The organism is Pseudoclavibacter terrae, assembly GCF_008831075.1.
Classification (GTDB): Bacteria; Actinomycetota; Actinomycetes; order Actinomycetales; family Microbacteriaceae; genus Pseudoclavibacter; species Pseudoclavibacter terrae.
The window spans coordinates 1-12,028 of sequence record NZ_WBJX01000005.1 but is presented as its reverse complement, the minus strand read 5'-3'; the positions used below and the strand labels follow the sequence as shown (position 1 = coordinate 12,028).

Annotated in this window: 10 protein-coding genes; 5 read left to right on the top strand and 5 right to left on the bottom strand. The window is 69.1% G+C overall.

Features of this window, described 5'->3' with window-relative positions:
- Positions 1 to 53: 53 nt before the first annotated feature.
- From hpf to mtrA, 5 genes are all read right to left on the bottom strand, one after another.
- A complete protein-coding gene (hpf, locus tag F8O03_RS13915; protein WP_151424407.1) occupies positions 54 to 722 on the bottom strand; it encodes a ribosome hibernation-promoting factor, HPF/YfiA family in 669 nt (222 codons plus the stop codon).
- Positions 723 to 860: 138 nt separating this feature from the next.
- Entirely contained in the window at positions 861 to 1,610 is a 750-nt protein-coding gene (locus F8O03_RS13910) for a ComF family protein (protein ID WP_151424406.1), read from the bottom strand.
- Between the two features lie 76 nt (positions 1,611 to 1,686).
- Positions 1,687 to 3,405, bottom strand: a complete 1,719-nt coding sequence (locus tag F8O03_RS13905) for an LpqB family beta-propeller domain-containing protein (RefSeq protein WP_151424405.1) — start codon at positions 3,403 to 3,405, stop codon at positions 1,687 to 1,689.
- A complete protein-coding gene (gene mtrB / locus F8O03_RS13900; protein ID WP_244296291.1) occupies positions 3,402 to 5,435 on the bottom strand; it encodes an MtrAB system histidine kinase MtrB in 2,034 nt (677 codons plus the stop codon). The genes F8O03_RS13905 and mtrB overlap by 4 nt, the downstream gene beginning before the upstream one ends.
- 1 nt (position 5,436) lies before the next feature.
- Positions 5,437 to 6,126: an MtrAB system response regulator MtrA gene (gene mtrA / locus F8O03_RS13895; RefSeq protein ID WP_104252322.1), complete on the bottom strand. Its 690-nt coding sequence runs from the start codon at positions 6,124 to 6,126 to the stop codon at positions 5,437 to 5,439.
- Between the two features lie 118 nt (positions 6,127 to 6,244).
- Between mtrA and F8O03_RS13890 the strand changes: the two genes are divergently transcribed.
- Genes F8O03_RS13890 through F8O03_RS13870 form a run of 5 tightly spaced genes read left to right on the top strand, consistent with a single transcriptional unit; the run spans position 6,245 to position 11,822 of the window.
- Positions 6,245 to 7,543, top strand: coding sequence for a DUF7847 domain-containing protein (locus tag F8O03_RS13890; RefSeq protein WP_151424404.1), 1,299 nt, complete (start codon positions 6,245 to 6,247; stop codon positions 7,541 to 7,543).
- Positions 7,543 to 8,220: a DUF4129 domain-containing protein gene (locus F8O03_RS13885; RefSeq protein WP_151424403.1), complete on the top strand. Its 678-nt coding sequence runs from the start codon at positions 7,543 to 7,545 to the stop codon at positions 8,218 to 8,220. Before F8O03_RS13890 ends, F8O03_RS13885 begins: the two co-directional genes overlap by 1 nt.
- Positions 8,217 to 9,509: a DUF4350 domain-containing protein gene (locus F8O03_RS13880; protein WP_151424402.1), complete on the top strand. Its 1,293-nt coding sequence runs from the start codon at positions 8,217 to 8,219 to the stop codon at positions 9,507 to 9,509. The genes F8O03_RS13885 and F8O03_RS13880 overlap by 4 nt, the downstream gene beginning before the upstream one ends.
- Positions 9,506 to 10,459: an AAA family ATPase gene (locus F8O03_RS13875; protein ID WP_104252318.1), complete on the top strand. Its 954-nt coding sequence runs from the start codon at positions 9,506 to 9,508 to the stop codon at positions 10,457 to 10,459. The genes F8O03_RS13880 and F8O03_RS13875 overlap by 4 nt, the downstream gene beginning before the upstream one ends.
- A gap of 55 nt (positions 10,460 to 10,514) precedes the next feature.
- Positions 10,515 to 11,822 carry a DUF58 domain-containing protein gene (locus F8O03_RS13870; RefSeq protein WP_151424401.1) on the top strand — a complete coding sequence of 436 codons (1,308 nt, stop codon included), beginning with the start codon at positions 10,515 to 10,517 and terminating at the stop codon, positions 11,820 to 11,822.
- Positions 11,823 to 12,028 lie beyond the last annotated feature (206 nt).

Below are 12,028 nucleotides of genomic sequence, written 5' to 3'. Positions count from 1 at the left end.
CGCCCCGAGCGATGCTGGATGCATCGACCGGGGCGAGGGTGAGCGGGCTGGGCTCAGGAGACGGGAACCTCGTTCTCGTCGAGCGCGATGACACCGTAGTCCCAGCCGCGCCGGCGGTAGACGACGCTCGGGCGGAGGGTCTCGCTCTCGATGAAGAGGAAGAAGTCGTGGCCGAGCAGTTCCATGTGGTCGACGGCTTCGTCGTTGCTGAGCCGCTTCGGGGCGAAGGTCTTCTCCCTGATCACGACGGGCGAGTAGAGCTCGTCCAGCTGCTCTTCTTCTGCCGCGATCTCAGAGGCGGTGCCGCCGTTCTCGACGAGCCTGATCGTGTCCGTGTCAGCGGGAACCACGTCGATCTGCGAGAAGTTGTCTGCTGCCGCCTCCTGGAGGCGGAGGGGGGTGTGCTGTCCGCGGTGGATCTTCTTGCGGTCCTTGTTGCGACGGAGACGCTCGACGAGCTTGTCGAGCGCGAGATCGAAGGCTGCGTACTTGTCACCGGCCTCGGCTTCTGCGCGGATCAAGGGGCCAGGGCCGAAGAGCGTGATCTCGACCTTGCCCTTGTCGAGCAGGTTGCCCGCGCGGTCCGTGCGCTTGGTCAGCTTGATTTCCGCCGCCTGCGTCTTGCCATCGAGCAACGAGACCTTGGCGAGCGCTTTCTCCGTGGCGTACTCGCGGAAGCGGTCCGGGATCTCGGTGTTGCGACCGGTGATCGTGATTTCCATGTCACTCTCCTGTCGTTCTGCACGAGGCCGAGGTGTCACTGCCTCGTGATGCTGTGCCGCAATCGTAGACCCCTATTCACCCGGTGTTATCTGCGACTTCGCAGGCATGCCGTACCCTCCGCGCGTGTCGGGTCCGGCTCACGGGCTCTGCGGTGACTTCCGCCTCGTCTCCGCGATCACGGCGCAGCCGATGACCACCGCACCCACGGCTTCCAGCGCGCGAACCGATTCCCTGATCGTCGCGCCGCTCGTGACCACGTCGTCGACCAGGACGACCCGCGCACCGGCGAGCCTGGGGTCCGCGACGTAGGCGCCCCTGAGGTTCGCCGCCCTGCCGTGCCTGGAGAGCCCCGCCTGGTCGCGGACCAGTCGGCTGACGCGGAGCCCGTCGACGCCGCGCGTCCCTGGCACCGCGACCTCCCAGAGCACGGCGAGATGGGCGTATCCGCGGGCACGGCGAGACCTCGGCGAGGAGGGAGCGAGCACCGGAACCCACGCGGGCGTCGGTCCGGTCGCGGATGCGGGAGCCCGTGCGGACTCCGCCAGTCCGCTCATCGCCCTCCGCAGGAGGAGGCCGAGCGGGCGGGCGGCATCCGTTCTCCCCCGTTCCTTGAGCGCCGCGATAAGCGCCTTGACCGCGCCTTCGTAGTCGGAGGCGGCGAAGACCGGGATGCGGCTGCCGTCGCCCGCGACGACTCGCAGCTCGCACGCCCGGACGCCCGTATCGCGGGCGAGGTGCTCGCCGCACCGCCGGCACAGGGCCCGATCGACGGCTCCGCACGAGGCGCAGGTGACCGGGAGGACAACCGCGAGCGCGTCGAGCGCGTCCGCGCGCAGCCGCTCGAGCCACGTGCGCAGGCGCGCGACCAGCATCGACGGCGGCGACATCCTGCAAGCTTGCCTCAGCCCGGCCCGCGGTCGCCGGCGGCGTCTGAGACTGTGGAGAACAGCCTCAGCGCGTCCGTCACACCTGCGTCAGGATGAAGTCGACGACAGCGTCAGACTGCTGCCACCTGTTGCCCTTCGGCACGTAGATGTGGTGGTCCTTGTCGAGCACACGCAGCCCGGCCGGAGTGTTGCTTCCCGTGATCTGCTGGCCGTCGAGCACCGCCCCGTTGACGCTGACGGTGCCGCCGACGGTCTGTGTCCGAACCTCGGCGGTCCCCTCGCTGCCGACTGCGAGGACGGCGAGGGATGTCTCGTCCACCCAGGCGAGATCGACCGGCGAGGCTCCACCCGGTTCGAGCACGAGCGGGACGCCGAGCGCGACTGGCCGGTTCGTGCTCGGCTCCCGCTCGATCGCCATGACCGCGACGCGCACCCCGACGGAGCTGTTCTCGAGCACGGCGAGCCTCGCGCCGTCGCGCGACACGGCGATGGCCCGGTACCCGGTGGCTCCGACGTTCTCCGCGGGCTCGAGCCAGCTGTGCTGCCGGTCCTCGACGTCGGTCGCGCGAAGCCCGGGCCCGTCGGTGCTTCCGGTCCAGGTGTACCCCCAGCTGTCCAGGCTCATGGCCAACGGGCCCGGTCGTGCGTCCACGAGCAGCGGCTCCGGATCGGAGATGGGTGTCGTGAAGACGCCGTTCGGGGTCACGAAGGATGCGACATCACCGTCGGCGGAGTAGGCGCCCTTCTGCGGGCTGAGCGAGGCCAGCGCGCCCTGCAGAGCCGCCGTCTCAGGCGATGCCGTGACGTTGACGCCGCCGAGGAAGCCGAGCTCACCGCTCTTGTAGACGAGCGGTGTGCTCGTCACCTGGCGGTTCACCACGACCTCGTCCTCCGGAGGAAGCTCCTGGTCGATGGGGACACCCGTGATCGACATGGTGACGCTCGAGATCGCCTCGAAGTCCGCGAAGCTCTCCGTGAGCTGCAGGAGCATCCGCGAGTACTGGTCCGGCGAGGTCGAGGAGAGACTCGAAGAGAAGTCCACGTCGGCGACGTCCCCTTCGACGGTGACCGCGCCCAGCAACGAGACGCCGGACGGGATGGCGCTGACGACGTTGCCCTCGGCAAGCCAGGGGGCTGGGCCGTTCACGAGAGCGCGCGCGATCCGCGTCAGCGCAGTCTGCTGCGCGTCGAACCAGCGCACGTCCGGCACGAGCCGCGAGAGGGTGTCGTCGTAGAAGTAGAGCGTGTAGCTCTTGAAGAGGCTGCGGAAGTTCTGGCTCAGCAGCACGATGCCTGGTGGGGCCTCCGTGATCCTCCACTCACCGGCGGAATCCTGGGCGAGCGTGAACTCGAGCCGCTCCGTCGTTCCGCTCTTGAGCTCGCTGTAGAGGCCTTCCGAGTCGACGCTCGCCGAGGACTTGTAGCTGGCCTGGATGCTGTCCGGGCCCGCGTCGACCACGTCCGGTACGGACGCCGTGATGAGGATGCGCGCGTTCGGATCCCACTCCTGCCGGTATGAGTCCGCGAGGTACTCCCTCGCGACCTCGTAGTCGTTCTGCGTTCCGGTCCCCGCATCGAGGAAGCCCTCGACGATCTCCTCGCGGCTCATCCCGTCGCGGGGCGCATCAGGGAAGAAGCTGTAGGACTGGTCGCTCTCCTGCTGCTCGGACTCGCCGGCCAGGACCTGGCCGGAGGTCGGGATGCGGGCGCATCCGACGAGCACGAGCACGGCGAGGACCACGATCGCGGCGGTCGCGCTTCGCGCGGCGCGACGTCGGTGCGCGGATCCTGTCACTTCGGGTCCTCCTGTTCCTGGTCGCGGCTCGGGCTGGCGTCGTCGCTGTTCACGCCATCGTCGGGGTCGCTGCTGGGAAGCGACGGCACGGAGTCGGGAGCCGAGCTCGTCACGACGACCGCCTCGGCGTCGTCCCAGGGTGCTGGCGTCTGCGTCGGCTCGTCCATGGGGGCGATGTCGATGACGTCCATCGAGTTCGTGGGGGCTGAGGAGACGAGCGGCTCCGCGTTCGAGGAGCGCATGCCGACGAGGTCAGGGAGCTCGATCGGCTGCGTGTCGACGTCCTCGTCGGTGAACGCCTCGGAGGACACATCCTCCTCCTCGATCGTGATGGTCGCGGCCCCGGCGTCACCCGGCTCGAGCGGGAGCGGGGACCCCATGATCTTGCCGCCGACGAACCGCGGGAGCGTGAGCCGGAAGTTCGTCCCCTTGCCTGGCTCCGACCAGACCTCGAGGCGCCCTTCGTGCAGGCGGACGTCTTCGAGGGAGATCGCGAGCCCGAGCCCCGACCCGCCCATCGTGCGCTTGCGGGAGGGGTCAGCGCGCCAGAACCGGTCGAAGACCCTCGTTCGCTCCGCCTCGGTCATGCCGATGCCGTAGTCGCGCACCGAGAGCGCGACCGCCGACTCGTTGGAGTCGACCGAGACGACGATGGGCTTGGCCTCCCCGTGCTCGATGGCGTTGCCGAGGAGGTTGCGCACGACCCGGTTGATGCGACGTGCGTCGAATTCCGACTCGCCGTATCCGCCTGGCGCCTTGAGGACGAGGCGTGTGCCGTGGTCGAGTGCGACCGGGGTCATGGCCCCGATGACGTCGTCGGCGACCGTCGCGAGGCTGTTCGATTCGCGCAGGATCTCGACCGCGCCAGCGTCGTACCTCGAGATCTCGAGGAGGTCGGCGAGGAGGATCTCGAACCGCTCGATCTGGTCGTGCAGCAGCTCGACCGAGCGGGCCGTGACGGTGTCGAAGTCATCTCGACGGTCGAAGAGCATCCCACCCGCGAGACGGATGGTCGTGAGCGGCGTCCGCAGCTCGTGGGAGACGTCCGAGACGAAGCGCTGCTGCACCTGGGACAGGTTCGCGAGGCGCTCGATCTGGTCCTGCAGGCTGTCCGCCATCTCGTTGAACGACCTCGCCAGCGTGGCGATGTCGTCTTCGCCGGACTCGGGGACACGCTGCTCGAGGTGGCCTGCCGCGAGACGCCGACTCGTCTTCGCCGCCTCGCGAATGGGCTGGATGACGGCACGCATGACGAATCCCGTGATGACGGCGACGAGCAGGACCAGCACGATCATGGCCACGACGAGGGTGCGCTGCACGAAGTCGAGCGTCTGCTGGGTCTCCTCCATCGAGTACACGAAGTACATCTCGTACTGGCCGAGGTTCTGCACGGTCACGGTCGAGCCGATGACGATGCCGGGGACCACGTTGCCGAGCTCGTCGACGAGGGCGATCGACTGATAGTGCGTCTGCGGGGAGGTCGACGCGGCGCCGGTCGCGGTCGTGTCCGCGCCCGCGCTGACCGCCTCCTTCAGCTCATCGGAGACGAGGTCTGCCGACACGGGCCCCTTCGCGAGTGCTCGCAGCTCGTTCGGCTGCTCGCCAGTCCCCGACCCGCTCTGCATGAAGATGACGCCGTAGCTGTTCGCCGCGGAGTCCTGAGCCGCATCCACAGCCACGGTCTGCAGCGTCTCCAGGGCGGCGCTGTCCGTCTCCTCGCCTGACGCGAAGACGGTCTGGGCCGCGGTCACGGCGCGTTCGGTCTCGGAGACCAGCGGCCGAAGCCTCGAGTTGAAGAGGTCGCTCGCGATGGAGTTCGACATGACGAAGCCGACCGAGAGCACTGTCGCGGTCGTCAGCGCGACCGAGAGCGCGATCGTGCGGAACGGCAGCGACGTGCGCCAGAGGAACACGAGGTTCCGCCACACGCCGCGGGCGGACCGCCATCTGTATGGGACGCGGATGCCCTCCGTGTCGACGTCGGAGGACCGAGGAGAGGTGGAGGTCGCGCGCGGTATCACTGCGCTCACGTCAGGAGAATGCGGTGGTGTTCCCAGCGCGGTAGCCCACGCCGCGAACCGTCGCCACGATCTTCGGGTGGTCCGGGTCGTGCTCGACCTTCGCGCGCAGGCGCTGCACGTGCACGTTCACGAGTCGCGTGTCCGCCTTGTACTGGTAGCCCCAGACCTGCTCGAGGAGCTCCTCACGGGTGAAGACCTTCTGCGGCTTGGCCGCGAGGGTCAGGAGCAGGTCGAACTCGAGAGGCGTGAGGTTGATCTGCTCGTCGCCTCGGAGGACCTCGTGCGCGTTCACGTTCAGGGTCAGGTCGCCGACGCGGATGATGCTCTGCACCTCCGGCTGGCTGGCGCGGAGTCGCGTCTTGATGCGCGCGACGAGCTCCTTCGGGTTGAAGGGCTTGACGATGTAGTCGTCGGCGCCGGCCTCGAGGCCGCGCACCACGTCGGTCGTGTCCGACTTCGCGGTGAGCATGATGATCGGGGTCCCGGATTCGGCGCGCAGCAGGTGGCAGATCTGGATGCCGTCGAGCCCAGGCAGCATGACGTCGAGCAGCACGAGCTCCGGCTTGACCCGACGGAACTCGCCGAGGGCGGCCGCGCCGTCACCGCAGAACTCCGGTTCGTAGCCCTCAGCCCTGAGCACGATGCCGATCATCTCCGAGAGCGCGAGGTCGTCATCGACCACGAGGATGCGTTCGCCCACAGAACCCTCCCTGTTCCAGAACCCGCACGAGACCGGGCGGTTCCCTCAGCGTAGCGGGCGTAGCCTCCTCAGAGGCTCAACCCAGAGAGCGCGGCGAGCGGTATGCCACGATGGGCGGGTGACGCATGGCCCATACGAGCACGCACCAGAGCCCCACCACGCGTATCCGCCGACACCCGGAGCGCAGTCGCCCGGCGGCTTCGAGCAGGGTGCCCAGTGGCCCGCACCCCAGCCCGCCCCTGGCTCATCGAACTGGCAGTACGGCCCTGCCCCGGAATCCGGGTACGGGCAGCAGCCTGGTGGTCAGTGGATGCCGGCTCCCACGCCCGGCCTGTTCCCGCTGCGTCCACTCGCGTTCGGGGATGCGCTCGCCGCCACCTTCCGACTCTTCCGCACGTCCCCCAAGACGACCCTCGGGAGTGCCGTCATCGTCATGGGCGCGACCACGCTCTTCGCGAGCCTCCTCCCGGTGGTCGTCGGCATGCTCATGTTCACTCGCATCCCGTTCGGCGGGAGCCAGGAGGACATCACGCCGATGCTCGTGTCCTCCATCACGCTCACCTCGCTCGCCGCGATCTTCGGCTTGGCCATCGCCGGTGTCGGCTCGGCGCTCCTGCAGGGCATCCTCGTCCGCGTGGTCGCGCGCGGGGCCATCGGCGAGAAGCTCGGGTTCAAGGAAGCCTGGCGCGCCGGTTGGCGCGGCGTCTGGCGCCTCATCGGCTATGCGCTGATCGTCGGCGTCGGCTCGCTCCTCCTCATCGCCGTCGGGTGGCTGCTCATCCCGTTCATCCTGTTCATGGTCCTCTCGGGTTCCGGAGCAGACGAGGCGACGATGGCCGGCTCCATCGGTCTCGGCGTGATCTTCACGCTGCTGCTCGGCGGCGCGACGGTTGTCCTCATGGTGTGGGTGGGCATCAAGATCATGTTCGCTCCGAGTGCCATCGTGCTCGAGGGGCTCGGGCCGATCGCGGCCATCCGGCGCAGCTGGGGCCTCTCCCACGGCAACTTCTGGCGCGTGCTCGGCATCGTCGTCGTCATCCAGGTGATCCTGAACTTCGCGACCGGGGCGGTCTCGACGGTCGCGCAGCTGGCCGTCAGCATGGGCCAGGTCCTCCTCACGCCGCTCGGCAGCGGGCAGTCGGCGGAACCGCAAGCGGGCACGATCGTCGCCTTCGCGGTGATCCTGCTGCTGACCTCAGCCCTGCAGGTCCTGCTCGGGGCGATCGTCCTCGTGCTCACCAGCGGGAACGCGACGATCCTGTACTTCGATCTGCGGATGCGGAAGGAAGGGCTCGGCGTGACCCTCCAGCGGTACGCGGAGCAGTCCGCGGCCGGCGCTGAGATCACCGACGCTGACTTCGATGTGCAGCGGGAGCAGCACCTGCCGCCCATGACCGCTCCGGGATACGCGCGCTGATGACCCGTGGCCCCTTGGCCGGCTCTGGGGAGCCCCCTCTGGAGATCGACGAGGACCGAGCCCGAGACCTGCTGCAGGGCGAGCTCGCCAAGAGCGAGTACACGCAGGCCTCGCCGACCTGGCTCGACCTGTGGATCGACGACTTCTGGAACTGGGTCAACGACATCCTGCAGCCCATCGACGGAGTTCCCGGCGGGCTCTCGCCGATCGCTCTCGTGCTCGGCGCGATCGTCGTGCTCGCCGTCATCGCGCTGCTCGTGGGCCGCCCGATCCTCGTTCAGCGAGCGAGACGCGGGGCGGCGCTCTCGCCTGATCTGTTCGACGGCGACGAGCGTTCCGCGCAGGAGCTGCGGGCTTCGGCTGCAGCCGCTGGGGCACGCGGTGACTTCGAGACCGCCGTGATCGAGCAGTTCAGGGCGCTCGCGCGGGCCGTGCACGACCGCACCGTGATCGCGCTGAGCCCCGGCATGACCGCGACAGCTGTCGCTGCGGCGACGACCTCCGCGTTCCCCGGACAGGCGACCGGGCTGCAGCGAGCTGCCCGGTCGTTCAACGCGGCCAGATACCTGGGCCTCGGCGCGTCTGAGGACGACTGGCTGGCGCTGAGAGACGTGGATTCGTCGCTGCAGGCGGCCAAGCCGGTGGCCCTCACCTCGTTCGCGGGTCGCGCCTCATGAGCCACACGCAAGAAGCCACGCCGACGATTCCAGAGCGCTTGAGGCGAGCACGCCCGTGGATCCTCATCGCCGCAGGAGCCGTGGTGATCGCCGTGACGAGCGCGCTCATCGCAGGCGGTGTCGCGAGTGCCAACGCCCCGTATCTCGGTGTCGATTCCGCGCGCCCCGACGGGGGCAAGGCCGTGTTCACCGTGCTCGGCGAGCAGGGAGTTCAGACCAGCAGCGCCAAGAGCATGGATGACGCGCGGGCGCGGCTCCAGGACGCCGAGGGGGAGACGACACTCGTCGTGCACGACCGCGATGGCATCGCGGTCGATGAGCTGGCAGCTCAGATCGCTGAGCTGGACGCGGACCGGGTTGTCCTGCTCGCGCCGAGCCGCGGCCTCCTCGACGCATTCGGCGGGGCGATCACGGTCGGTGGAGTCGGAGCCGCGGGTGAGGCGGAAGATGTCGTCGAGGCGGGCCCGGAATGCGCTGCGCCCCTCTCCGAGCTGGCACCCGAGATCTCGCAGCGCGGAGCTCGGCTCTACCAGCTCGACGATGCTGCCGCCGCGGCCAGCAGCGCCTGCTACGCCGAGTCTGGGCGATTCGCCTACGTCGAGACGTCGCTTCCCTCCGGGACGACACTTGCCGCGCTGGGGGCGACGGACAACCTGAGCAACGGCGACGTGCTGAGCTCCGCAAACGCCGCCATGGGCCTCTCGGTCCTCGGACAGACGGCGTCGCTCGTCTGGTATACGCCGGGCGTCTCCGACGCCGAGGCCGTCTTCGGCGTCGAGCCCTCACTCGACGCCTTCGTGCCGCCGTGGTTGACGCCGAGCATCCTGATCGCGCTCGCCACGCTGCTGGCCGTCATGATCTGGCGAGGTCGCCGCTTCGGTCCGCTCGTCGAGGAGCGCCTGCCGGTGATCGTCGAGGCGTCGGAGACCATGCACGGCCGCGGAAGGCTCTACGCCCAGCAGCGCGCGCGGCTGCGCGCGCTCGACAACCTGCGCATCGGCACGACCACCCGCCTCGCGAAGTCGCTCGGGCTGTCGAAAGCCAGCAGCGTGCAGGAGATCATCACCTCGAGCGCGGCCATCCTCGGCGCGAACCGAGCAGCCATCGCCTGGACGCTCCTGGATGCCGTGCCCGGCAGCGAGGCGGAGCTGCTCGACCTCAGCCAGGCCCTGCTGACCCTGGAACGAGCGGTCGCCGAGGCGGCAGACCCAGGGAGCGTCCGCCTCAGCACCGGCCCCAGCACCACCGACCAGAGTTCCACCGCCGAGAAATCCGGAGGCCAAGCATGAGCACCGATGTCCGTGAAGCACTGCAGCGAGTCAGAGGCGAGGTCGCCAAGGCCGTCGTCGGACAGGAGCGAGCCGTTGACGGGCTCCTCGTCGCCCTGCTCGCCGGCGGCCACGCCCTGCTCGAGGGCATCCCCGGGGTCGGCAAGACGCTCCTCGTGCGGACCCTGAGTGAGACGCTGTCGCTCGACACGAAGCGCGTGCAGTTCACGCCCGACCTCATGCCGGGTGACATCACGGGCTCGCTGGTCTACGACGCTGCGGCTGGCGAGTTCGAGTTCCGCGAGGGCCCCGTGTTCACGAACATCCTGCTCGCGGACGAGATCAACCGGACGCCGCCGAAGACGCAGTCGGCCCTGCTCGAGGCGATGGAGGAGCGCCAGGTGTCTGCCGACGGGGTGACGCGCGCGCTCCCCTCCCCCTTCCTCGTCGCCGCGACCATGAACCCGATCGAGTACGAGGGCACGTACACCCTCCCAGAGGCTCAGCTCGACCGCTTCCTGCTGAAGCTCGTGCTCGAGCTGCCGTCGCGGGACGCCGAGTTCGAGGTGCTGCGCAGGCACGCCGCGGGGTTCTCTCCGCGAGACCTGCGCGCCGCAGGGGTGCGAAGCGCGCTCACAGCCGAAGAGCTGAGGCGCGCTCAGGCCGAGGCAGCGGCCGTCGACGTTCGAGCGGACGTGCTCGCGTACATCGTCGATATCGCTCGGGCCACCCGCCAGTCGCCGTCCGTCCGCATGGGCGTCTCTCCCCGTGGGGCGACCGCCCTCATGTCGGCGAGCAAGGCGTTCGCGTACCTCAGCGGGTACCAGGCGGTGACGCCTGACCACGTGCAGGCGATGTCGCTTCCGGTGCTCCGGCACCGACTGCAGCTTCGTCCGGAAGCCGAGCTCGAGGGGGTCGGCGCGGACGCGATCCTTCGCTCGATCCTCGCGCAGGTCCAGGTTCCCATCTGATCCGGCAGCTGCAGGTGTCAGTCGAGGGTGCAGGCCTGAAGGGAAGCGTGATCGCATGGTGGTGAGCGGACGTCTGGTGCTCCTGACCGCGGTCGGCGCTGTCCCAGTGGTGCTCTTCGGGCAGACAGCGGAGTCTGCGTACGTGACGCTCGCGATCTGGCTGCTCTTCGTTCTCCTGGCGTCGATCGCGGACGTCCTGCTCGCCGGCGCTCCGCGCCAGGTGGAGATCGAGCGCGACCTGCCCGCCCGAGTGCGGCTGGGTGAGGACGCCGTGAGCAGGGTCGCGATCACGAATCGGGGATCGCGGACGCTCCGGCTCCAGGTCCGGGATGGCTGGGAGCCGACGGCTGGTGCAACGCAGCACCGTCCGAGGCTCGATGTGCCGTCCGGCGAGCGACGTGTGGCGGAGTTCCCGCTCCGTCCGTCGCGTCGCGGCGACCGGAGGTCCGAGCTCGTCACCCTCAGGAGCTGGGGGCCCATGGGTCTGGCTGCCCGCCAGGTGAGCCTCGCCGACCGTGGCGTGCTCCGGGTGCTGCCCCCGTTCAATTCGCGCAAGCACCTGCCGTCGCGTCTCGCGCGGCTGCGGGAGCTGGATGGGGCGACGCGTCTCATGGTTCGCGGGCAGGGCACCGAGTTCGATTCGCTGCGCGAGTACGTCCGAGGGGATGACGTCCGTTCGATCGACTGGCGTGCCACGGCTCGGCGCCAGGACCTCGTCGTGCGAACGTGGCGCCCGGAGCGCGACCGGCGTGTGGTCATCGTCATCGATACCGGACGCACCTCGGCGGCCCGTGTCGCCGACGAGACGCGATTGGATACGGCGATCGAGTCGGCGCTGTTGCTGGCCGCGCTTGCGACTCGTGCTGGCGATCGGGTCGACGTGGTGGCTTGGGACCGCCGGGTGCGCGCACGCATCCAGGGCGTCTCCGGGGCCGAGCTGCTGAGCCGCATGGTCGAGTCCCTCGCTGACGTGGAGCCTGAGCTGATCGCGACGGACTGGCGGGCGATCCCCGGCCTCGTGCGCGGTGTGACGACGCACCGGTCGCTCGTCGTGATCCTCTCGACGCTCGAGACGGCGGGCACGCTCGAACCGGTGATCGCCGCACTTCCGCAGCTGGCGAGCAAGCACGTGGTGGTGCTCGGGTCGGTGTTGAATCCGGATGTGCACGAGGTGGCGCTTCGCCGGGACACCCGGGAGCAGACGTATGCGGCCTCGGCCGCCGAGCGGGCCTTGCTCGATCAGGAGCGGGTCCGTCAGACGGTTCGTCGCCTTGGCGGGGACACGGTGACGGGCACACCTTCTACGTTGCCTCCTGCGATCGCTGACCACTACATCGAGCTCAAGGCGACGGGCCGCCTGTAGGCAGCGGGGCGGGAACGGCGAAGAGCCCCCGCGTTCTCAACGCAGGGGCTCTTCGCCGTGACCCTTCGGGCTTCACAGAGTTTTCGGGCAACAAAAAAGCCGGGGTTGGGAGGCGAGGAGCATCTCTGCTCACTCACCAACCAACCCCGGCTCATGAAGAAGTCCGGCGGTGACCTACTCTCCCACAGGGTCCCCCCTGCAGTACC

What these genes read in the sequence shown, in the direction of transcription:
- hpf (WP_151424407.1), bottom strand. Translation starts at nt 722, where the DNA reads ATGGAAATCACGATCACCGGTCGCAACACCGAGATCCCGGACCGCTTC.
- F8O03_RS13910 (WP_151424406.1), bottom strand. Translation starts at nt 1,610, where the DNA reads ATGTCGCCGCCGTCGATGCTGGTCGCGCGCCTGCGCACGTGGCTCGAG.
- F8O03_RS13885 (WP_151424403.1), top strand. Translation starts at nt 7,543, where the DNA reads ATGACCCGTGGCCCCTTGGCCGGCTCTGGGGAGCCCCCTCTGGAGATC.
- F8O03_RS13880 (WP_151424402.1), top strand. Translation starts at nt 8,217, where the DNA reads ATGAGCCACACGCAAGAAGCCACGCCGACGATTCCAGAGCGCTTGAGG.
- F8O03_RS13875 (WP_104252318.1), top strand. Translation starts at nt 9,506, where the DNA reads ATGAGCACCGATGTCCGTGAAGCACTGCAGCGAGTCAGAGGCGAGGTC.
- F8O03_RS13870 (WP_151424401.1), top strand. Translation starts at nt 10,515, where the DNA reads ATGGTGGTGAGCGGACGTCTGGTGCTCCTGACCGCGGTCGGCGCTGTC.